Origin of the sequence: Pseudomonas sp. DR48, from assembly GCF_019823085.1 — a bacterium.
Taxonomy (GTDB): domain Bacteria; phylum Pseudomonadota; class Gammaproteobacteria; order Pseudomonadales; family Pseudomonadaceae; genus Aquipseudomonas.
Window position 1 is genome coordinate 506,586 of the sequence record NZ_CP081946.1, and the last position, 22,925, is coordinate 529,510.

At 59.3% G+C, this 22,925-nt stretch carries 19 protein-coding genes; 9 read left to right on the forward strand and 10 right to left on the reverse strand.

From position 1 onward, the window contains the following. Nucleotides 1–33 precede the first annotated feature (33 nt). The 5 genes from K5K95_RS02350 (at nt 34) to K5K95_RS02370 (ending at nt 8,013) form a co-directional block, all read left to right on the forward strand. On the forward strand, nt 34–1,461 hold the full coding sequence (locus K5K95_RS02350) for a di-heme oxidoredictase family protein (protein ID WP_222588231.1): 1,428 nt from the start codon (nt 34–36) through the stop codon (nt 1,459–1,461). Between the two features lie 27 nt (nt 1,462–1,488). Beyond that, nucleotides 1,489–2,553 (forward strand): imelysin family protein, encoded by a 1,065-nt coding sequence (locus K5K95_RS02355; RefSeq protein WP_222588232.1) that lies wholly within the window; start codon nt 1,489–1,491, stop codon nt 2,551–2,553. A gap of 14 nt (nt 2,554–2,567) precedes the next feature. Further along, complete coding sequence (locus K5K95_RS02360) at nt 2,568–3,665, forward strand: DUF1513 domain-containing protein (protein ID WP_222588233.1); 1,098 nt, start codon at nt 2,568–2,570, stop codon at nt 3,663–3,665. A gap of 150 nt (nt 3,666–3,815) precedes the next feature. Continuing rightward, entirely contained in the window at nt 3,816–4,964 is a 1,149-nt protein-coding gene (locus K5K95_RS02365; RefSeq protein WP_222588234.1) for an efflux RND transporter periplasmic adaptor subunit, read from the forward strand. A 13-nt stretch (nt 4,965–4,977) separates the two neighbouring features. Beyond that, nucleotides 4,978–8,013 carry a multidrug efflux RND transporter permease subunit gene (locus K5K95_RS02370; protein WP_222588235.1) on the forward strand — a complete coding sequence of 1,012 codons (3,036 nt, stop codon included), beginning with the start codon at nt 4,978–4,980 and terminating at the stop codon, nt 8,011–8,013. A gap of 93 nt (nt 8,014–8,106) precedes the next feature. On the opposite strand, the gene K5K95_RS02375 is transcribed toward K5K95_RS02370, so the two are convergent. From K5K95_RS02375 to colR, 5 genes are all read right to left on the reverse strand, one after another. Then, on the reverse strand, nt 8,107–8,334 hold the full coding sequence (locus K5K95_RS02375; RefSeq protein WP_222588236.1) for a hypothetical protein: 228 nt from the start codon (nt 8,332–8,334) through the stop codon (nt 8,107–8,109). A gap of 2 nt (nt 8,335–8,336) precedes the next feature. Beyond that, nucleotides 8,337–9,050, reverse strand: coding sequence for a lipopolysaccharide kinase InaA family protein (locus K5K95_RS02380; RefSeq protein WP_222588237.1), 714 nt, complete (start codon nt 9,048–9,050; stop codon nt 8,337–8,339). 3 nt (nt 9,051–9,053) lie between these two features. Then, entirely contained in the window at nt 9,054–9,719 is a 666-nt protein-coding gene (locus tag K5K95_RS02385) for a class I SAM-dependent methyltransferase (protein WP_222590271.1), read from the reverse strand. 164 nt (nt 9,720–9,883) lie between these two features. Next, nucleotides 9,884–11,158 (reverse strand): sensor histidine kinase, encoded by a 1,275-nt coding sequence (locus tag K5K95_RS02390; RefSeq protein ID WP_222588238.1) that lies wholly within the window; start codon nt 11,156–11,158, stop codon nt 9,884–9,886. After that, entirely contained in the window at nt 11,148–11,831 is a 684-nt protein-coding gene (gene colR, locus K5K95_RS02395) for a two-component system response regulator ColR (RefSeq protein WP_090180812.1), read from the reverse strand. The genes K5K95_RS02390 and colR overlap by 11 nt, the downstream gene beginning before the upstream one ends. A gap of 206 nt (nt 11,832–12,037) precedes the next feature. Here colR and K5K95_RS02400 point away from each other — a divergent pair, with 206 nt between their 5' ends. Both K5K95_RS02400 and K5K95_RS02405 read left to right on the forward strand, forming a co-directional pair. Beyond that, on the forward strand, nt 12,038–13,987 hold the full coding sequence (locus K5K95_RS02400) for an LTA synthase family protein (protein WP_222588239.1): 1,950 nt from the start codon (nt 12,038–12,040) through the stop codon (nt 13,985–13,987). A 52-nt stretch (nt 13,988–14,039) separates the two neighbouring features. After that, a complete protein-coding gene (locus K5K95_RS02405; RefSeq protein WP_222588240.1) occupies nt 14,040–14,783 on the forward strand; it encodes a phosphatase PAP2 family protein in 744 nt (247 codons plus the stop codon). Nucleotides 14,784–14,915: 132 nt separating this feature from the next. Here K5K95_RS02405 and groL read toward each other — a convergent pair whose 3' ends face one another. The 4 genes from groL to K5K95_RS02425 all read right to left on the reverse strand — a co-directional run bounded on the left by groL (nt 14,916) and on the right by K5K95_RS02425 (nt 18,426). Continuing rightward, nucleotides 14,916–16,559: a chaperonin GroEL gene (gene groL / locus K5K95_RS02410; protein ID WP_090180805.1), complete on the reverse strand. Its 1,644-nt coding sequence runs from the start codon at nt 16,557–16,559 to the stop codon at nt 14,916–14,918. 50 nt (nt 16,560–16,609) lie between these two features. Then, nucleotides 16,610–16,903, reverse strand: a complete 294-nt coding sequence (locus tag K5K95_RS02415; RefSeq protein WP_033057492.1) for a co-chaperone GroES — start codon at nt 16,901–16,903, stop codon at nt 16,610–16,612. 248 nt (nt 16,904–17,151) lie between these two features. Then, on the reverse strand, nt 17,152–17,628 hold the full coding sequence (locus K5K95_RS02420; RefSeq protein ID WP_222588241.1) for an FxsA family protein: 477 nt from the start codon (nt 17,626–17,628) through the stop codon (nt 17,152–17,154). 66 nt (nt 17,629–17,694) lie between these two features. Next, entirely contained in the window at nt 17,695–18,426 is a 732-nt protein-coding gene (locus K5K95_RS02425; RefSeq protein WP_222588242.1) for a HugZ family protein, read from the reverse strand. Between the two features lie 165 nt (nt 18,427–18,591). On the opposite strand from K5K95_RS02425, the gene K5K95_RS02430 reads away from it, so the two are divergent. Next, nucleotides 18,592–19,350 (forward strand): SDR family oxidoreductase, encoded by a 759-nt coding sequence (locus K5K95_RS02430; RefSeq protein ID WP_222588243.1) that lies wholly within the window; start codon nt 18,592–18,594, stop codon nt 19,348–19,350. A 131-nt stretch (nt 19,351–19,481) separates the two neighbouring features. Here the strand turns inward: K5K95_RS02430 and apbC are convergent, their stop codons facing one another. Further along, entirely contained in the window at nt 19,482–20,576 is a 1,095-nt protein-coding gene (apbC, locus tag K5K95_RS02435) for an iron-sulfur cluster carrier protein ApbC (protein WP_222588244.1), read from the reverse strand. Between the two features lie 199 nt (nt 20,577–20,775). On the opposite strand from apbC, the gene metG reads away from it, so the two are divergent. Continuing rightward, nucleotides 20,776–22,827, forward strand: a complete 2,052-nt coding sequence (gene metG / locus K5K95_RS02440) for a methionine--tRNA ligase (RefSeq protein ID WP_222588245.1) — start codon at nt 20,776–20,778, stop codon at nt 22,825–22,827. Nucleotides 22,828–22,925: the final 98 nt, after the last annotated feature.

A 22,925-nucleotide genomic window follows, 5' to 3' on the forward strand; every position in this document is an offset into this window, starting at 1 on the left:
CGCCCTTGTTTTGCTCGTCTTGCAGGATGTCTGATGCCCTCGCTGCTTCTTCGCTTGTCCGCACTGTTTCTGGCCCTGGGCCTGAGTGCCTGCGATGACGCCCCGCGTTTTACCAAGGCCGAACCCGGTGAATCCCGGTCCGGTGGCGCAGCGACCGTGCGCAAGACTGATCAGAATGCCTTTTCCCTGCCCTCCGCCAACCTGCCGCCGTCACGGCGCGTGGATTTCAGCGTTGGCAACAGTTTCTTCCGCAGCCCCTGGGTGATCGCTCCATCGACCACCACCGCCCGGGATGGCCTCGGCCCGTTGTTCAACACCAACGCCTGCCAGGGCTGCCATATCAAGGATGGCCGCGGTCATCCGCCGACGCCCGATGCGCCAAATGCGGTGTCGATGCTGGTGCGTTTGTCGATCCCCGACGCGCCGGCCTATGCCAAGGTCATCGAGCAATTGGGTGTGGTTCCGGAGCCGGTCTACGGTGGCCAACTCCAGGACATGGCCGTGCCGGGCGTGGCCCCGGAAGGCAAAGTGCGTGTTGACTACACATCGGTCCCGGTGCGTTTCAAGGACGGCACCGAAGTCGAGTTGCGCAAGCCGAGCCTGAACATTTCCCGGTTGGGTTATGGCCCGATGCACCCAGACACCCGATTCTCGGCCCGGGTTGCGCCACCGATGATTGGCCTGGGCTTGCTCGAAGCCATTCCCGACGAGGCGATCCTGGCCAACGCCGAAGCCCAGGCCAAGGACAAAAACGGCATCGCCGGACGCCCGAACCGGGTCTGGGATGACGCGCAACAAAAAACCGTCCTCGGCCGATTCGGCTGGAAGGCCGGACAACCGAACCTGAATCAACAAAACGTCCACGCGTTTTCCGGCGACATGGGCCTGACCACCAGCCTGAGGCCCATCGACGACTGCACCGATGCGCAAACCGCATGCAAACAGGCGCCCAACGGCAATGATCCAGAGGGCGAGCCGGAAGTCAGCGACAACATTCTGCGCCTGGTGCTGTTCTACAGCCGCAACCTTGCCGTACCGGCTCGCCGCGATGTCAACGCGCCCGAAGTGCTGGCCGGCAAGAACCTGTTTTTCCAGGCCGGATGCCAGTCCTGTCACACCCCCAAATACACCACCGCCGCCAACGCCGCCGAACCGGAACTGGCCAATCAAGTGATTCGCCCGTACAGCGATCTGCTGCTGCACGACATGGGCGACGGTCTGGCCGACAACCGCAGCGAATTCCAGGCCAGCGGCCGCGACTGGCGCACCCCGCCGTTGTGGGGCATCGGCCTGACGCAGGCGGTCAGTGGCCATACCCAGTTCCTGCATGACGGCCGCGCCCGCAACCTGCTCGAAGCCGTGCTCTGGCATGGCGGCGAAGCCAAAGCGGCGCAGCAACAGGTTTTGTCTTTCAATGCCGAGCAGCGCGCTGCGTTGCTGGCGTTTTTGAATTCTCTTTGAACACTGATAAAGAATCGGGAGCCCGACATGTTCCGTCCCAAGTTGTTATTCACCAGCCTTGCAGCGCTAGCCTTGGGCGCCTGTTCGCCACAGGACCCACAAGCTGTTACCTCTGCGGCGATTGCCAAGTCAGTGATCCTGCCGACCTACACGCGCTGGGTTGAAGCCGACCGTCAATTGGCCGTCAGCGCCCTCGCCTACTGCGAAGGCAAGGAAAACCTCGACACCGCTCGCGCCGACTTCCTGCACGCGCAGAAAGCCTGGGCCGAACTGCAACCGCTGCTGATCGGGCCGCTGGCCGAAGGCAATCGCGCCTGGCAGGTGCAGTTCTGGCCGGACAAGAAAAACCTCGTGGGCCGTCAGGTCGAACAACTGGTCACCGCGCAGCCGCAGATCGATGCCGCCGAGCTGGCCAAGTCCAGCGTCGTGGTGCAGGGCCTTTCCGCCTACGAATACATCCTGTTCGACAGCAAGCCTGACGTGGCCAACGACGCGCAGAAAGCCAGGTATTGCCCACTACTGAAGGCGATTGGCGAGCGGCAGAAACAGTTGGCCGAAGAGATCCTGAAAACCTGGAACAACACCGACGGCATGCTCGCGCAGATGAGCAAGTTTCCGAACCAGCGCTACGCCGATTCCCACGAGGCGATCGCCGATTTGCTGCGCGTGCAGGTCACCGCCCTCGACACCCTGAAGAAAAAACTCGGCACGCCGATGGGTCGCCAGACCAAGGGTGTGCCACAACCGTTCCAGGCCGACGCATGGCGCAGCCAGTCGTCCCTGACCGGCCTCGAAGCCAGCCTCGCCGCCGCCAGAACGGTGTGGGAAGGCGTCGACAACAAAGGCCTGCGCGGTCTGTTGCCGAGCGAGCAAAAGCCGTTGGCCGACAAGATCGATGCCGCTTACGCTGCGGCCCTCAAACTGTTCGCCAGCAACCAGCGTTCGCTGGGCGAAATGCTCAACGACGACGCCGGACGCCAGCAACTCAATGACCTCTACGACAGCCTCAACGTCGTCCATCGCCTGCACGAAGGCGAACTGGCCAAGGCGCTGGGTATTCAACTGGGCTTCAACGCCAACGACGGTGACTGATGAGGGCGAGTGCCATGCTGCGACGTCAGGCTCTGACTTTAGGTAGTCTGCTGCTGGGAGCAGTGACACTGGGCGGCTGGACGCTGTTCAAGCAAAAGGATAAAAGCCCGCTGCTGCTCTCGGCACGGGACGACACCGACGGCCAGCATTACGCCGTCGGTTATCGGCTGGACGGCACCCGCGTGTTCGCCACCCGGGTCGGCCAGCGTTGCCACGACATCATCAACCACCCGACGCTGCCGATCGCGCTGTTTGTCGCCCGGCGTCCGGGCACCGAGAGTTACCTGATCGACCTGCGCGACGGCACGCTGCTGCAAACCGTGGTCTCGCGGCCAAACCGCCATTTCTATGGTCATGCGGTGATTCACAAGAGCGGTGACTGGCTGTACGCCACCGAGAACGACACCTCCGATCCGGGTCGCGGATTGCTGGGTGTGTATAAGTTCGAAGGTGAACGATTGGTACACAGTGGCGAGATTTCCACCCATGGCATCGGTCCGCATCAGGTGTCGTGGATGCCCGATGGCGAGACCCTGGTGGTGGCCAACGGCGGCATTCGCACCGAGGCTGAAAGCCGGGTCGAGATGAACCTCAATGCCATGGAACCGAGCTTGGTGCTGATGCAACGCGACGGCACGCTGCTGAGCAAGGAAACCCTCGCCCAGCAGATGAACAGCGTGCGTCATCTGGGGGTCGCCAGCGACGGCACCATCGTCGCCGGCCAGCAATTCATGGGGCCGTCCCACGAGTCTTCGGAGTTGCTGGCGATCAAGCGTCCCGGCCAACCATTCGTGGCGTTCCCGGTGCCTGAGCATCAGTTGCAGGCGATGGGGCATTACACCGCCAGCGTCGCGGTACACAGTGAGTTGCGGCTGGTCGCCTTGACCGCGCCGCGCGGCAACCGCTTTTTCATCTGGGACATGGACAGCGGCGAAGTGCGCCTGGATGCGCCGCTTCCTGATTGCGCCGGAGTGGGTGCCGTGGCGGATGGTTTTGTCGTGACCTCGGGCCAGGGCCGTTGCCGGTTCTACGATTGCCGTCAGACAGATTTGGTTGCAAAACCGCTGGAGCTTCCCGCAGGGCTTTGGGACAACCACCTTCACCTCGTCTAAACACGCTCTCCTGTAGCCGCAAGCGCAGCCATCGGCAGCGGCTACAGGGCGTGACGCCGTTTGCCTGTAAGTTCTACCAGTTGGAAACCCCCTCCGACTCGGGGTAATGTGCCGGACTGTCTCACCTGATTTCTCCAAGGAACTGGAACTATGCTGCGTCGCCGCATGCTGATCATGTTGGGTGTTGTTCTGCTGATCGTGCTGGTCCTGGCCGCTTACAAAGCTTTCTCCATCTACACGATGATTCAAGGCTTTTCCGCACCGAAACCACCGATCAGTGTCGCCGTGGCCACCGCGACCGAGCAGCCGTGGCAAGCGCGCCTGCCCACGGTTGGCACGCTGAAGGCGCTGCAAGGGGTCGACCTGAGCCTGGAAACTGCCGGCACCGTCACGGATGTGCAGTTCCAGTCAGGGCAGAAGGTCAAGGCCGGCCAACCGATCGTGCAACTCGACAGCGATGTGGAAAAGGCGTTGCTGGAAACGGCAATGGCAGACCTCGGGCTGTCGACGGTCAACTACAACCGTGGCAGCCAATTGGTCGGCAGCCAGGCCATCTCCAAAGGTGAGTTCGACCGACTCTTGGCGATCATGAAAAAGGATCAGGCCACGGTCAACCAGCTCAAGGCGTCGCTGGCGAAGAAGCGCATTCTCGCCCCGTTCAGCGGCACCATCGGTATTCGTCAGGTCGATGTCGGCGACTATGTCGCGAGCGGCACGATGATCGCCACGCTGCAGGACCTCAGTAGCCTCTATGTCGACTTCTTCGTGCCGGAGCAGGCAATACCGAAGATCGGCATCGGCCAGTCGGTGCAGGTCATCGTCGCGGCCTATCCGAAAGAAACCTTCCCCGGCACCATCAGTGCGATCAACCCGAAAGTCGAAAACACCACGCGCAACGTGCAGGTCCGCGCAACCCTGGCCAACCCCGATGGCAAATTGCTGCCGGGCATGTTCGCCAGCCTGCAGGTGCTGTTGCCCGACCCGCAGCCGCGCATCGTCGTACCGGAAAGCGCAATCACCTACACCCTCTACGGCAACTCGCTGTACGTGGTGGCACAGAAAAAAGCCGATGACGGCAGCGTCATGAAAGACGACAAGGGCCAACCCGTCCTGATCGCCGAGCGGCGTTTCATCGAAACCGGCGAGCGTCGCGACGGGCGGGTGATGGTTACCAAGGGTGTGCAGAACGGCGAGAAAGTGGTCACGGCCGGTCAGATCAAACTGGACAACGGCGCCCACATTGCCATCAGCGACGACAAGACTTTAGCCGAGAAGAACAGCCCGCCACGCGCGGACTGATCAAGGAATCCCCATGGCTTTTACTGACCCGTTCATCCGCCGCCCGGTGCTCGCCACCGTGGTCAGCCTGTTGATTGTGCTGCTGGGCTTTCAGGCCTGGAGCAAGCTGCCGCTGCGCCAATACCCGCAAATGGAAAACGCCTTGATCACGGTGACCACTGCATATCCGGGGGCCAACGCCGAGACCATTCAGGGCTACATCACCCAACCGATGCAACAGAGCCTGGCGAGCGCCGAGGGCATCGACTACATGACCTCGGTCAGTCGCCAGAACTTCTCGGTGATCTCGGTCTATGCGCGCATCGGCTCCAACAGCGACCGTTTGTTCACCGAGCTGCTGGCCAAGGCCAACGAGGTCAAGAATCAGCTGCCCCAGGACGCTGAAGATCCGGTGCTGAGCAAGGAAGCCGCCGACGCCTCGGCGCTCATGTACATCAGTTTCTTCAGCAAGGAGCTGAGCAACCCGCAGATCACCGACTACTTGTCGCGGGTCATTCAACCCAAACTCGCCACCCTGCCGGGCATGGCCGAGGCGGAGATTCTCGGCAACCAGGTGTTTGCCATGCGCCTGTGGCTGGATCCGGTGAAGCTGGCCGGGTTCGGCCTGACCGCCAGCGACGTGACCAACGCGGTGCGCCAGTACAACTTTCTCTCCGCCGCCGGCGAAGTGAAAGGCGAGTACGTGGTCACCAGCATCAACGCCAACACCGAGCTCAAGTCCGCCGAAGCCTTTGCCGCGATTCCACTGAAAGTCGCCGGCGACAGCCGGGTCCTGCTCAGCGATGTCGCGCGGGTTGAAATGGGTGCGGAGAACTACAACTCCATCAGCTCCTTCGGTGGTACGCCGTCGGTGTACATCGGCATCAAGGCCACGCCGGGCGCCAACCCGCTGGACGTGATCAGGGAAGTGCGCAAGATCATGCCGGAGCTGGAAGCCCAGCTGCCGCCAAACCTCAAGAGTGAAATCGCCTACGACGCCACGTTGTTCATTCAGGCTTCGATCGACGAGGTGGTGAAAACCCTGTTCGAAGCGGTGTTGATCGTGATCGTCGTGGTGTTCCTGTTCCTGGGTGCGCTACGGTCGGTGGTGATTCCGGTGGTGACCATTCCGCTGTCGATGATCGGCGTAATGTTCTTCATGCAGATGATGGGTTATTCGATCAACCTGCTGACCCTGCTGGCGATGGTGCTGGCCATCGGCTTGGTGGTGGACGATGCCATCGTAGTGGTCGAGAACATTCACCGTCACATCGAAGAAGGCAAGACGCCTATCGACGCGGCTATTGAAGGGGCGCGGGAAATCGCGATGCCGGTGGTTTCGATGACCATTACCCTGGCAGCGGTTTATGCGCCGATCGGCTTCCTGACGGGACTGACAGGGGCGCTGTTCAAGGAGTTCGCCCTGACGCTGGCGGGGGCCGTGGTGATTTCCGGCGTGGTGGCGCTGACCCTGTCGCCAATGATGTGCGCCTTTTTGCTGCGTCACGATGAAAACCCCAGTGGTCTGGCGCACCGGCTGGACATGATTTTCGAAGGCCTCAAGCGCCGCTACCAGAGCCTGCTGCACGGAACACTGAATACCCGGCCGGTGGTGCTGGTGTTTGCACTGATCGTGCTGTGCCTGATTCCAGTGCTGCTCAAGTTCACTAAGTCGGAACTGGCGCCGGACGAGGACCAAGGCGTCATTTTCATGATGGCCAACGCCCCACAACCCGCCAACCTAGACTATCTGAGCGCCTACACCGACGAATTCATCTCGATCTTCAAGGCGTTTCCCGAGTATTACTCTTCGTTCCAGATCAATGGCTTTAACGGCGTGCAATCGGGGATTGGCGGCTTTCTGCTCAAACCGTGGAACGAGCGCCAGCGCACGCAGATGCAAATCCTGCCCGAGGTCCAGCGCAAACTGGAGAGCATTGCCGGACTGCAGATCTTCGGCTTCAACCTGCCCTCCTTGCCCGGCACCGGTGAAGGGTTGCCGTTTCAGTTCGTGATCAACTCGGCCAAAGATTATGAGTCGTTGCTGCAGGTGATGGACCGGGTGAAAAAACGTGCGATGGAGTCCGGCAAGTTCGCGTTCGTCGACGTCGACCTGGCCTTCGATAAACCTGAAATCGTGGTCGACATCGATCGGGCGAAGGCGGCACAGATGGGCGTGTCCATGCAGGACCTGGGTGGGACACTGGCGACGATGCTGGGTGAGGCGGAGATCAATCGTTTCACCATTGAGGGCCGCAGTTACAAAGTCATTGCGCAGGTCGAGCGACCGTTCCGGGATAACCCCGAGTGGTTGAACAACTACTACGTCAGAAACACCAAGGGTGAGTTGCTACCGTTGTCGACCCTGATCACGGTGAGCGACCGGGCGCGTCCACGGCAATTGAACCAGTTCCAGCAACTCAACTCGGCCATTCTGTCCGGGGTCCCGCTGGTGAGCATGGGTGAAGCCATCGACACCGTACGTCAAATCACACGGGAAGAGGCGCCGGCAGGATATGCCGTGGATTATGCCGGTGCGTCACGCCAATACGTTCAGGAAGGCAGCGCACTGTGGGTGACTTTCGCCCTGGCACTGGCGATCATTTTCCTGGTGCTGGCGGCCCAGTTCGAAAGCTTCCGTGATCCGCTGGTGATTCTGGTCACCGTGCCGCTGTCGATCTGTGGCGCACTGATCCCGCTGTTCCTGGGCTGGTCGAGCATGAACATCTATACCCAGGTCGGACTGGTGACCTTGATCGGGCTGATCAGCAAACACGGGATTCTGATCGTCGAGTTCGCCAATCAGCTGCGCAAGGACAAGGGTCTGACACCGCGCGAAGCGGTCGAGCAAGCGGCGGCGATTCGGCTTCGCCCGGTATTGATGACCACAGCGGCGATGGTGTTCGGCATGGTGCCGTTGATCATCGCCACGGGGGCAGGCGCCGTGAGCCGGTTTGATATCGGTACGGTGATTGCCACCGGCATGTCGATCGGGACGTTGTTCACGTTGTTCGTGCTGCCATGCATCTACACGCTGCTGGCCAAGCCCGACGCCAAGAAAAGCCTCTGATCCCTTTGGGAGCGACTGGCGACTTTGAAAACAAAAAAGGACAAAAAAAAAGGCCTCGAATGATCGAGGCCTTTTATTTTGGCTTGAGTCTGTTCAACTTTGTGGCCTCATTCCTTGAGAGAGTCCGAACATGAACAGCAATAAATCATGATCGGGATGAGTCGCCACGGATGCCTTGGCAATGCGTGGCAACGGACAGTGAGCATCAGCGCTCACTGAACTGATGACCTGCGTGCGGGGCTGCTCCCAGGCAGCCATCGCCAGCGAAGCAACTGCCAAGGCTCCTGCTAAAAACAAACCTCGTGCAATTTCGAGTTTCATCGCTATAAACCTTTGATAGCGCTGCCAAACGCCGTCTCATAAAAATAGACGAGATTTGTCCAGTCCGTATCGCTGAACGACGAATGGCGACGCAATTGTTTCATGTCATGGGCCGCTGCCTGCTGAGCGGTCAGACGCTGGCGGCATTTCTCCAGATCGATCAATGCGATTTCAACCTTGGCGGAGTCACCTTCGCCGGTGACACGCAAGAAGACGTGCTTGATATAGATGCAGCTGTGCTGCCAACGGCCCTTGTGCATACGGGCAAGGTTCTCGGCCAGATCCTTCAATACACGTTCATGGACCGCTTCACCATGACGCTCACGCCCGCCGCCGGCGTACCAATGTTCGATTTCCTCGAAACCGTCCAGCGACTTGGTCACCAGCAAGGCGCGCCATTTGTGCGCAGGGTCGCGTTGTGCGCCGCAGAACACCATTTCAGGCACGCGCACGCCCAACTCGCGCAACCCTATCAGAGCATCACGCTCGCGCAACACCGTCGGTCGGCCAAAGGGGTGCAACCAACTGCGATGAATATGTCCAGTCTGGCGCTTGGTGTAGAGCAGCTGGCCATCGCTGCCATTGACTCGCTGTACGCCACTTTCTCCACCGCGACGGACGTTGGGTTCTTCTACCCATTCACCGCGCTGATTCCAGAAATAGTCGAAGCGGTCCTGGGGAGCGACTTCCGTTTCTGCTGCACATTGCACTGCCATCTGTTACCTCTTGCGTAATACGTAAACTCGCCACATGGCATAGAGCGGTAAAAAGTCCAATTGTTCCTGAATGCGGAAACCCGCCTGCTCAAACTCCTTTTCTACTGTGGCAGCCGGTAAGACAAATCGGTTTTGGTAACCTTTCTGTCCACGCTGTTTCTCTGCACGCTTGCGTTTCCAGGCCTTGAAATTGCCATCAACCCACAACGAAACAATGACACTGTCCCGTGAGACACGTTCGAACTCGCGCAAAATGGTCATTCGGTGTTCGGCGTCGCCGATGTGATGGAGCAAACGCATGCAGAAAATGCAGTCGACGGCATTATCGGGCAACTCAATATCGAATGCAGAAGTCTGCAAACGTTTTACCCGTTTGACCACGTCAGCCGGTTGCGCCTTGGCGGCGATCTTCAACATCGACTCGGAATTATCGGCCCCGATGATGGCGCGGTTGGCTTTTTCCGCCAGCACTGGCCAGAAACGCCCCGCACCGCATGGCAGATCAAGTACCAGCCCAGGCTCGCCGGCCAGTGCCAACGCCTTACGCGCCAACTGCTCGTCACGCCAGTGGGACAATCGGCGTCCCAGCCCGTTCTGCTGCTTGGGCAAGAACCGTTGGGCGTGCGGATCGTCGTATTTTTCAGAGAAAAATTTGATCGGGCCATCCATCATGGCGGTCTCCTGAGCTTCAGATGACCACCACCATAGGTAGATCGGTGTGAGTCTCAGGTCATCCCTTTGTGAAAAAAGTGTGCTGTAGACACCCAATCAATTCAGGATCTTTCACGAGAACAACGATGGTTTGGAGCGACGATTTTTTACATAAACCCAGACTACTTCTGGCTCAATTCCACCTCAAAACGACAGCCATTGGGTTCCATGTTGGTCAGGCTGACACTCCACCCCTGGTTCTCGCAGATCCGCTGTACCAGTGACAGTCCAAGCCCCAGGCCCTCGCCGCGTTTCTCGCTGCCACGCACGAACGGTTCAAACATCGCCTCGCGCTTATCCTCCGGAATGCCCACGCCACTGTCCTCGACAATGAACCCCGTCGCGGTCAGCGTCAGGCGGATGAAACCGTCTTCTGTGTAATGCAGTGCGTTACGCAGCAGATTACCCATCACCGCGTGCAAGAGGGTGGCGTTGTAGCCTGTGTCCTGCGGATCACCCGGCTCGAAGATCAGTTTCAGCCCTTTGGCTTCGATCGGTTCTCGCCACAGATTGAGCAGGCCGTCGGCGATCTGACGGACCGATTGCTGCGGCGACATGCTGGCGTCTTCACGTTGCGCCCGGGCCAACATCAGGAACGTTTGCACCAGCTCGCGCATCTCCTCGCACGCGCGGGCAATGCGCTCGACCTGGGCGTGGCCACGCGGGTCAAGGTGGGGGTTTTCCAGAAGTAGCTCACAGGAGCTGGCCAGCACCATCAACGGTGTGCGCAGTTCGTGGCTGACGTCACTGGTAAACAACCGCTCACGGGTCAGTGCCTGGCGCAAACGCCCAAGGGTGGCGTCGAAGGCAACGGCCAGTTCGCCCACTTCGTCGGCGGCATAGTCCGGTGCCAGAGGCGGGGCCAGTCCCAGCAGTTGATCGCGATGGCGCACCTGACGGGCCAGTCGTACGACCGGCGCCATCACTTTGCGCGCCAGGATCCAGCCGAGAAAGACCGCCAACGCCAGGCTCAGCACGAAACCGACCAGCACCACGGCAAACAGCACCCGCTCACGTTCTTCGAAATCGCTTTGGTCCTGAAGCAGGACGTAACGCCGACCATCAACGATTTCGACCATCGCGTGATATGAAAGATTCTCACGAAAAACCTCGTGAAAACCGGCATCAAGGTGTCGCAGATCCTTGGGTAGCGCAAAGTCTCCCGGCCCGCCGCTGAAATAGAACAATTGGTCTGGCTCGGGGCGATGGCTCCAGTCCGAGACACTGTCCATCAGCAACAGGCGCTGCAAATCGCCGCCCAGCCCGGCCGAAATCAGCTTTTCTTCCACCAGGTGCACGGTCGCCACAATGCCCATGGCAAAGGCTCCCGCCACCAGCGCACTCATCAACGCAAAGGCAATGATGATCCGTTGAGCAAGGCTCTGCTTAAACTCCATCACGGCCCTCGGCCAAGCGATAACCCACACCGTGAACGGTTTGTAGCAATGGCTTGGCGAATGGCTTGTCGATCACTTGACGCAGCTGATGCACGTGGCTGCGCAGGCTGTCGCTGTCCGGACAGTCATCGCCCCACAGGGCTTCTTCGAGAATTTCGCGACGCAGCACATGGGGACTTTTCTGCATCAACACCGCGAGCAGCTTGAGGCCGACCGGGTTGAGTTTGAGCAGACGGCCTTCACGGGTCACTTCCAGGGTGTCGAGGTCGTAGCTCAAGTCGCCCACTTGCAAGGACCGTCGACCGCCGCCCTGGGTGCGACGCATGACGGCTTCGATGCGGGCCGCCAGTTCAGACAGGGCGAACGGTTTGATCAGGTAGTCGTCGGCACCGGACTTGAAGCCTTGCAACCGGTCATCGAGTTGGTCACGCGCAGTCAGCATGATCACCGGCGTGTCACGGCGGGCGTCTTCGCGCAGGCGTTTGCACAGGGTGTAACCGTCGATGCCGGGCAACATGATATCGAGTACGATCAAATCGTAATGTTCAGTAGCCGCCAGATGCAGGCCTGACAAGCCGTCCTGCGCACAGTCCACGGTGTAGCCTTTGAGCCCCAGGTAATCGGCTAGATTGGCCAGGATATCGCGGTTGTCTTCAACCAATAGAATTCGCATGAGCACCTCCTCCGTACACAGCAACGGCCGTCATGGCCCGCGCAGCTTAAGGCCAAGAGTGATTCAGGGCTAGGGCCGAACTGTGCGAGAATCCATCCGCTCAACCAAATGAAGAGCTCAACAAGCTTTTCACTATCGATTTACGGAGCGTCTCTCTGCGGTTGAGCGAGACTCTCGCGCGATTGCAATTAAGGAATATACGCATAATGGACTTCTTCAAGACTGCGCCAATACGCTTTCTTCTACTCGTAACTGGCGCCTGGCTGGCCATTTTCACACTGACCCGAACGGTCCTGCTGCTCACGCACCTGGATGAGGCCGGCAGCGGCTTTCTCTCGGTATTTGGCGTTGGCTTGCTGTACGACCTGGGCTTCATTGCCTACGCGGCGCTGCCGATGGGTCTGTATTTGCTGCTCTGTCCGCCCGCCTTGTGGCGCCGCCGCGGTCATCGCTGGTTCCTTCAAGGGCTGTTGACCGTCAGCCTGTTCGCCATGTTGTTCGTTTCGGTTGCCGAATGGCTGTTCTGGGATGAGTTCGGTGTGCGCTTCAATTTCATCGCCGTCGATTACCTGGTGTATTCCGACGAAGTGCTGAACAACCTGCTCGAATCCTATCCCATCGGTACGCTGCTGAGCATCCTCGCGGCACTGGCGATAGCCTTGAGCTTTGCCTTGCGCAAACCATTCAATAGCGCGCTGGATGCACCACTGCCGCCTCTGCGCAATCGGTTGTTGAATGCCGTGGCTCTGTTGCTCATTGCCGGCCTGAGCCTGCAGTTGCTCAGCCAGGACGCACCGCGCGCTCAAGGCGGGAACGCCTATCAGAACGAATTGGCGAGCAATGGCCCCTACCAGTTCTTCGCCGCCTTCCGTAACAATGAACTGGATTACCCACAGTTCTATAGCAGCCTGCCGCCGGCCGTCGTTGCCCAGCAGATTCGTACCGAACTGAGCGAACCCAATGCTCGGTTCGTTGGCGAAGACCCGCAGGACATCCGCCGCATGATCGACAACCCGGGGACTCTGCGAAAGCCCAATATCGTTCTGGTGACCATCGAGAGTTTCAGCGCCAAGTACATGGGCAGCAATGGCGACAACCGCAACCTGACGCCCAATCTAGATGCCTTGCGCAAGCAGAGCCTGTATTTCAACAACTTCTACGCCACCGGCACCCGTACCGATCGTGGCCTGGAAGCCATCACCCTGGCGATTCCGCCAACGCCGGGACGTTCGATCGTCAAGCGTGTGGGCCGTGAAAGCGGTTTCGCCAGCCTCGGGCAGCAGCTTGCCGCAGTGGGCTACGACAGCGTGTTCGTCTATGGCGGTCGTGGTTACTTTGACAACATGAACGCATTCTTCAGCGGTAACGGTTACCGCGTAGTCGACCAGAGCAGCGTCGATGAAGCCGAGATCCACTTCAAGAATGCCTGGGGCATGGCGGATGAAGACCTGTATGCCCAGACGCTGAAGCTGGCCGATGCCGACCACGCCAAACAACAGCCTTTCCTGCTGCAACTGATGACCACCTCCAACCATCGTCCTTATACCTATCCCGACAACCGGATCGACATCAAATCCGGCAACGGTCGTGACGGTGCGGTGAAATACACTGACTATGCCATCGGTCAGTTCCTGGATCAGGCGCGCAAGAAGCCGTGGTTTGATAACACCATCTTTGTCTTTGTCGCCGACCACACAGCCGGCAGCGCGGGCAAAGAGGATTTGCCGATCAGCAACTATCAGATTCCACTGTTCGTCTATGCGCCGAAATTGATTGAAGCTCGGGAAACGGCACAACTGGCCAGTCAGATCGACCTCGCCCCGACCTTGCTGGGCCTGCTGAATCTGGATTATCAGTCGACGTTCTTCGGCCGTAACCTGTTGCAGGATAATCCGCTGCCGCCACGCGTGGTGGTTGGCAATTATCAGCATCTGGGCTTGTTCGATGGCAAAAATCTGGCGATCCTGAGCCCCCGGCAAGGATTGCGCCGCCACGATGATGCGTTGACCGAAAGTCGCGAGTCACGTGCCACCAACAGCGATCCCTTGATCACACGCGCCATCACGTATTACCAAACCGCCAGTTATGGCTTCAAGCAACAGCTGCTTGGCTGGAGAGCGCCCATGGAGGGTGCCGGTCAAGTCAGCGAACGTTAATCGAATGGCCCCGGGCTGATGCCCCGGGGTTTATTCAATCGCAGGATCTCTCATGTCATCATCCGCTGTCCGTCCCACCCCTCGCCCGCTCAATTTCTGGGTATGCCTGGGTGTCCCCGCCGTTGCGGCGATCATTTTGGTGTTGCTCGAACTGACATCGCTGGACATGGACCTGGCCAAACTGTTCTACGACCCGGTCGCCGGGAATTTCATCGGGCGCCACAGTTACTTCCTGGAAACCATCGTGCATGACCGCGCCAAGCAAGTGGTCATCGCGTTTTCGGTGTTTGCCATCCTCGCCTTCATCGGCTCCTTTTTCATGGACAGGCTCAAGCCGTTCAAACGTGAACTGGGTTGTCTGGTGCTGTCGCTGGCGTTGGCGACATCGTTCGTGACACCGATGAAAGCGGTGACAGCGGTGCAATGTCCCTGGAGCCTGGAGCAATTCGGTGGGCATGAGACCTACAGCGAACTGCTCAGCCCTCGCCCGCACACTGAAAAGCCGGGCCGTTGCTGGCCGGGTGGTCATGCCGCTACCGGCTTCACGCTGTTTGCGCTGTTCTTTGTCCTGCGTGACCGTCGTCCGCGTCTGGCACGCCAGGCGCTTGTGTTCGCTTTCGCCTTGGGCTCGGTGTTTTCCATCAGCCGGATGATGCAGGGCGCGCACTTCTTCTCCCACAACGTGTGGACGGCGATTTTCTGCTGGCTGATCTGCCTGGGGTCGTATTACTACATCCTCTATCGACCCGCCTTAAAGGCCGGGCGAATGGCCAAAGCAGTACCCGCCCGCGCCTGATACACCGTTCAAAATGCCGGAGTGAGTTGCTCGCTCCGGCAATGAACCGATTCCCTACCCCACGAAATCCGCGCAATAAAAAACCCCGCTGGCTCACGCCAGCGGGGTTTTTTCGTACAGGGTAAGGCTGGCTTACATCATGCCGCCCATGCCGCCCATACCGCCCATGTCTGGCATGCCGCCGCCAGCTGGGCCGTCTTCCTTGATCTCGGCGATCATGGCTTCGGTGGTGATCATCAGGCTAGCAATCGACGAAGCCGCTTGCAGAGCCGAACGAGTCACTTTAGCCGGGTCCAGGATACCCATTTCGATCATGTCGCCGTATTCGCCAGTCGCAGCGTTGTAACCGTAGTTACCCGAACCCTGCTTGACCTTGTCGACCACAACGCTTGGCTCGTCACCGGAGTTGGCAACGATCTGGCGCAGTGGCGCTTCAACAGCGCGACGCAGCAACTGGATGCCAACGTTCTGGTCATCGTTGTCGCCTTTGAGCTCGGAGATAGCCTGCAGAGCGCGAACCAGTGCCACGCCACCGCCAGGTACCACGCCTTCTTCAACGGCTGCACGGGTAGCGTGCAGGGCGTCTTCAACGCGGGCTTTCTTCTCTTTCATTTCTACTTCGGAACCAGCGCCAACCTTGATCACTGCAACGCCGCCGGACAGCTTGGCCAGACGCTCTTGCAGTTTTTCACGGTCGTAGTCGGACGAAGTGTCGGCCACTTGCTGACGGATCTGCAGAACGCGAGCCTGGATGTCAGTCTCAACGCCGGCACCGTCGATCACGGTGGTGTTTTCTTTGGACAGGATCACGCGCTTGGCATTACCCAGGTGTTCCAGGGTAGTGCTTTCCAGGCTCAGACCGATCTCTTCGGAGATAACGGTACCGCCAGTCAGAACAGCGATGTCCTGCAGCATGGCCTTGCGACGGTCGCCGAAGCCTGGAGCCTTGACGGCTGCGACTTTAACGATGCCACGCATGTTGTTCACAACCAGAGTCGCCAGGGCTTCGCCTTCAACGTCTTCGGCCACGATCAGCAGTGGACGGCCGGCTTTGGCAACGGCTTCCAGTACTGGCAACATTTCGCGGATGTTGGAGATCTTTTTGTCGACCAGCAGGATCAGCGGACCGTCGAGCTCGGCGGTCATGGTCTCTGGCTTGTTGACGAAGTACGGGGACAGGTAGCCACGGTCGAACTGCATGCCTTCAACAACCGACAGTTCGTTTTCCAGGCCCGAGCCTTCTTCAACGGTGATCACGCCTTCTTTACCGACTTTTTCCATGGCTTCGGCAATGATGTCGCCGATGGAGCTGTCGGAGTTGGCCGAGATGGTGCCGACCTGAGCGATTGCACGGGTGTCAGCGCAAGGCTTGGACAGTGCTTTGAGCTCTTTGACGATAGCGATGGTCGCTTTGTCGATACCGCGTTTCAGGTCCATCGGGTTCATGCCGGCAGCGACGGCTTTCAGGCCTTCGTTGACGATCGACTGAGCCAGAACGGTAGCGGTGGTGGTGCCGTCGCCTGCGTCATCGTTGGCACGGGAGGCAACGTCTTTGACCAGCTGCGCGCCCATGTTTTCGAAGCGATCTTTCAGCTCGATTTCTTTGGCAACGGAAACGCCGTCCTTGGTGATGGTCGGAGCGCCGAAGCTTTTCTCGATGATCACGTTACGGCCTTTAGGGCCCAGGGTCGCTTTTACTGCGTCAGCCAGGACGTTGACACCGGCGAGCATTTTCTTGCGGGCGGAATCGCCGAATTTAACTTCTTTAGCAGCCATGATCGATATTCCTTAAATACTTTGTAGTAGCGGGAAAATGAGCGGGGGAATCAGCCTTCGACAACAGCGAGAATCTCGTTCTCAGCCATTACTACCAGGTCTTCGCCATCAACTTTCACAGTGTTGCTGCCGGAGTACGGGCCGAACACAACCTTGTCACCCACTTTCACGGACAGTGCACGCACTTCACCGTTGTCCAGCACTTTGCCTGGGCCTACAGCGAGGACTTCACCCTGGTTTGGCTTTTCAGCAGCCGAACCTGGCAGGACGATACCGCCAGCGGTTTTCTTTTCTTCTTCGCTGCGACGGATAACGACGCGGTCATGCAGAGGACGAAGCTTCATTGTCGATCTCTCCTAATTGTGGTTTTCATCGGCCGGTGTAGTCCCGGCGGGTTTAACAAATCCGGCGGTGCCGGGTGCGGCTCGACAAGCGAGACGCGGAAGTCTGTCTGGCGTGATCGCCAGAAACCTTGCGGTGACCGTTACATAAGGGCGTACAAGCTGATTACAAGGGCGGGGAGCAAAAAATTTTCACCTTGACGCCCCAAAAACGAACACGGCACCCGAAGGTGCCGTGTCATTGAAAGGTGTTACTTGGAATCACGGTGTTCGAACTCGCCTTCGATCACATTGGGCTCACGGCCCAGCGGCGCTCGCGGAGCAGGACCGCCCCGGGATTGAAGATCATCGGCGAACGCACGCTGACGGATCGCTTGCTCCTCGGCGCGCTGGCGCATTTTATTGGCCAGCAGTCGACGGGAGATCGGCAGCAACATGATCAAGCCCAGCACGTCGGTGACGAAACCCGGCAGGATCAACAGACCGCCCGCCAGGGCCAGCATCAGGCCTTCGAGCATGGTTTGCGCCGGCAGTTCGCCGCGGTTCAGGCTTTCACGAGCCCGCAATGCAGTGGCCAGACCGGCGATACGCAGCACGAACACGCCGAGCATCGAGCCGAGAATTATCAGCAGCAGGGCCGGGAAAAACCCGATCGCCCCGCTGACCTTGACGAATACGAACAGCTCCAACACCGGAAACAGTACAAAGAGCAATAAAAAAGGGCGCATCAAATGGTTCCTCAACGCAAGAATGCCTTGCCAGTCTTCCCTAGATGACGTCGCCGATTCGTGAATTCAAGCACCGGCCACTTCATTTTTCGGCCAATGCTCGGCGTGAGCCAGGAAAACCAAGGCTTCGCGCACTTGTGTCGGCGTATTACAAGGCGCTTGAAACGGCAGCCAGTAAAGGGCCTGACCAATGCGCAGGTGCATGCCTTCGCTGTCGATGCCCGCCAGTTGCGCCGGCTCGGTTTTCGGCAGGCCTGCCAGATCGACGTAATGGGCGATGGCCTTGGCGTGATCGGCATTCATGTGCTCGACCATACTCGCTTCGGCCTTGCCGGCAAACGGGTTGGCCAGGGTCAGGTGGTCGACCCAGTGGATCGCGCCAAAACCACCGATGTAGCGGTGACGCACAGGTTTGAGCACCCAGAAATCGAAATCGTGAGCCTTGTGGTAGCTCTGCGAATCCGGGAAATAGCGGTAGTAACGTTCCGCCGCCGCTTCGATGGCCGCCTCGTCCTCGAGCTTTTCTGCTTCGGCGAGGTAAGTCAGGCGACCAACGGCTTGCACGTCATCGGCCTCGCGCTCACCCACGAACAACGAACATTTCGGGTCTTTTTGCAGGTTATGGGTGTGCTGTGCGATGCGGCTGATAAGGATCAGCGGCCGCCCCTGCTCGTCCAGGCAGTAAGGAACGACAGAACCGAACGGGAAACCCGGCATCGACTTGGAGTGTGTCGACAACACCCCACGGTATTCCTTGAGAAGCAATTCTCGGGCATTCTTGGCCGCTTCTACGCTCAATTTATGACTCCTTAAATAGAATCCGTCGAAAAAACGGACAGGCGCCTGGGGATAGTTTCCAGTACGCCATCGGGGCAGTTCTCGTGTGCAACCAGGCCACATCCGGTGCAGATCGAGAGGCTCTCTAGAAGGAAGACCACTTCAACCTGCTACTGGGGCATGCGAATGCAACTCACCGACAAAGTAATCATTATCACTGGCGGTTGCCAGGGTTTAGGCCGTTCCATGGCCGAGTATTTCGCAGGCAAAGGCGCGAAGCTTGCGCTGGTCGATTTGAACCAGGAAAAGCTCGACGACACCGTCGCCGCTTGCAAGGCCAAGGGTGTCGAAGCCCGTGCCTACCTGTGCAACGTCGCCAATGAAGAGCAAGTCACGCACATGGTCGCCCAGGTGGCTGAAGATTTCGGCGCGATTCATGGCCTGATCAACAACGCCGGGATCCTGCGTGACGGCCTGCTGTTGAAGGTCAAGGACGGCGAAATGACCAAGATGAGCCTGGCCCAGTGGCAGGCGGTGATCGACGTCAACCTGACCGGCGTGTTCCTGTGCACCCGTGAGGTCGCGGCGAAAATGGTCGAGCTGAACAACAGCGGCGCGATCATCAATATCTCCTCGATTTCCCGTGCCGGCAACGTTGGCCAGACCAACTACTCTGCCGCCAAGGCCGGTGTGGCAGCGGCGACCGTTACCTGGGCCAAGGAACTGGCGCGCTACGGTATCCGTGTGGCGGGCATTGCGCCGGGCTTCATCGAAACCGAAATGACCCTGGGCATGAAGCCCGAAGCGCTGGAGAAAATGACGTCCGGTATTCCGCTCAAGCGCATGGGCAAGCCGGACGAGATCGCCCATTCGGCGGCGTACATTTTCGAGAACGATTACTACACCGGCCGGATCCTGGAAATGGATGGCGGGTTGCGCATCTAAAGCTACACACAAAACAACTGTGGGAGCGGGCTTGCTCGCGAAAGCGGTGTGTCAATCAACAGATAAGTTGACTGATCTACCGCATTCGCGAGCAAGCCCGCTCCCACAGGGAATCGCGTTTGTTCAGTGACTCAATCGTCGCTGATGGTGATGTTCGGCATCGCCGGTGTCGCCGCTTCCTGCAACACAATCCGCGCGCCAACGTGGCGGGCGAGTTCCTGGTAGACCATCGCAATCGGGCTGTCCGGCTCGGCGATCACGGTTGGCTTGCCGCCATCGGCCTGTTCGCGGATGGCCATCGCCAGCGGCAACGAAGCCAGTAGCTCAACGCCGTACTGACTGGCCAGCTTCACGCCACCGCCCTCACCGAACAGATGCTCGGCATGTCCGCAGTTGGAGCAGATGTGCACGGCCATGTTTTCCACCACGCCTAACACCGGGATATTGACCTTGCGGAACATCTCGACACCCTTGCGCGCATCCAGCAACGCCAGATCCTGCGGGGTGGTGACGATGACCGCACCGGCCACCGGGACTTTCTGCGCCAGGGTCAGCTGGATGTCACCGGTGCCTGGCGGCATGTCGATGACCAGGTAATCCAGATCGCCCCAGGCGGTCTGTGTCACCAGTTGCAGCAGCGCACCGGACACCATCGGCCCACGCCAGACCATCGGCGTGTTGTCGTCGGTCAGGAACGCCATCGACATCACTTCGACGCCATGGGACTCGATCGGCACGAACCACTTCTGATCCTTGATCTTCGGTCGGGTGCCCTCGGGGATGCCGAACATGATGCCCTGGCTCGGACCGTAGATGTCCGCGTCGAGAATCCCGACCTTGGCGCCTTCACGGGCCAGGGCCAGCGCAAGGTTGGCGGCAGTGGTGGATTTGCCCACGCCGCCCTTGCCGGACGCCACGGCCACCACGTTCTTGACGTTGGCCAGGCCTGGAATTTGCGCCTGGGCCTTGTGCGGGGCAATCACGCTGGTGATGTCAACGCGAGCGGTCGTCACGCCATCGAGGCCTTCGATCGCCATTTGCAGCATCTGCGACCAGCCACTCTTGAACAGGCCGGCGGCGTAACCCAATTCCAGCTGGACGCTGACGCGATCGCCCTGGATGTCGATGCTGCGCACACACCCGGCGCTGACCGGGTCCTGGTTCAGGTAAGGGTCGGTGTATTGGCGAAGGACGGCTTCCACCGCTGCGCGATTGACGGCGCTCATGGGCAACTCCGATAGCAGGACTGAAAATCAGGCGGGTATCCTACCTGTTCTAAAGGCCGGACGGCATGCTTTCAGAATGTGACAATTATCCGATGACCGTACGCAATTTGCCGGACGGTGCATAAGGTTCTCGGGGGTGAAAAATATGCGCCGGCGCTTTATAGTGGCCGACCTCCGTTTCATCAAGTAGCCGAGCCCCATGTCCGAGCCACGCAAGATCCTCGTTACCAGCGCCCTGCCCTATGCCAATGGTTCGATCCATCTTGGCCACATGCTGGAATACATCCAGACCGATATGTGGGTGCGCTTCCAGAAGCACCGCGGCAATCAATGCATTTATGTCTGCGCCGACGACGCCCACGGTTCGGCCATCATGCTGCGCGCGGAAAAGGAAGGCATCACCCCGGAACAACTGATCGCCAACGTCCAGGCTGAACACAGCGCCGACTTTGCCGAGTTCCTGGTGGACTTCGACAACTTCCACTCCACTCACGCCGAAGAAAACCGTGAGCTGTCGAGCCAGATCTATCTGAAGCTGCGCGACGCCGGGCACATTGCCCAGCGTTCGATCACTCAGTACTTCGACCCGGAAAAGAAAATGTTCCTGGCCGACCGCTTCATCAAGGGCACCTGCCCGAAATGCGGCACCGAAGACCAGTACGGCGACAACTGCGAAAAATGCGGTGCGACCTACGCACCGACCGACCTGAAGGATCCGAAGTCGGCGATCTCTGGCGCCACCCCGGTGCTCAAGGATTCCCAGCACTTCTTCTTCAAGTTGCCGGACTTCCAGGACATGCTGCAAACCTGGACCCGCAGCGGCACCCTGCAAGAAGCTGTGGCGAACAAAATCGCCGAATGGCTGGATGCCGGCCTGCAACAGTGGGACATCTCCCGCGATGCGCCGTACTTCGGTTTCGAAATCCCGGGCGAGCCTGGCAAGTACTTCTACGTCTGGCTGGACGCGCCAATCGGCTACATGGCCAGCTTCAAGAACCTGTGCAACCGCACGCCGGAGCTGGACTTCGACGCGTTCTGGGGCAAGGATTCCACCGCCGAGCTGTACCACTTCATCGGCAAGGACATCGTCAACTTCCACGCCCTGTTCTGGCCAGCGATGCTCGAAGGCGCCGGTTTCCGTAAACCGACCGGCATCAACGTGCACGGCTACCTGACCGTCAACGGTCAGAAAATGTCCAAATCCCGCGGCACCTTCATCAAGGCCCGGACCTATCTGGATCACCTGTCGCCGGAATACCTGCGCTACTACTACGCGGCCAAGCTGAGCCGTGGCGTCGACGACCTCGACCTGAACCTCGAAGACTTCGTGCAGAAGGTCAACTCCGACCTGGTCGGCAAAGTCGTCAACATCGCCAGCCGTTGTGCCGGTTTTATCCAAAAGGGCAACGGTGGTTTGCTGGTGGCCGGCAACGCCGCACCGGAACTGACCGAAGCGTTCCTGGCGGCTGCGCCGAGCATTGCCGAAGCCTACGAGGCGCGTGACTTCGCCCGTGCCATGCGTGAAATCATGGGCCTGGCCGACCGTGCCAACGCCTGGATCGCCGACAAGGCGCCATGGTCGCTGAACAAACAGGAAGGCAAGCAGGATGAAGTCCAGGCCATCTGCGCCCTGGGCGTCAACCTGTTCCGCCAGCTGGTGATTTTCCTCAAGCCGGTCCTGCCGTTGCTGGCAGCCGATGCCGAGGCGTTCCTGAACGTCGCGCCGCTGACCTGGAATGACCACGCCACCTTGCTCAGCAACCATCAGCTGAACGAGTTCAAACCGTTGATGACCCGTATCGACCCGGCGAAAGTGCAAGCCATGAGCGACGCTTCCAAGGAAGACCTGACCGCCAGCGCTACCGACACCGGCGACGCTGCACCTGCCGGCAATGGTGAACTGGCCAAGGATCCGCTGTCGGCGGAAATCGAGTTCGACACCTTCGCCGCTGTCGACCTGCGCGTTGCCTTGATCCTCAAGGCTGAACACGTTGAGGGCGCCGACAAGCTGCTGCGCCTGACCCTGGACCTCGGTGACGAGCAACGCAACGTGTTCTCCGGGATCAAGAGCGCTTACCCGGACCCGTCCAAGCTCAATGGTCGCCTGACCATGATGGTCGCCAACCTCAAGCCTCGGAAAATGAAGTTCGGCATCTCCGAAGGCATGGTGATGGCTGCCGGCCCTGGTGGCGAAGAAATCTACCTGCTCAGCCCTGACAGCGGCGCCAAGCCGGGCCAGCGCATCAAGTAAGGTTTGATCGGCTAAACCGATCCCACAGTCGTGCGTGACGCGACTGTGGGATTTTCATATCTGGCCCACCCTCCATCCTTGCCGGATAATGCCTAAGC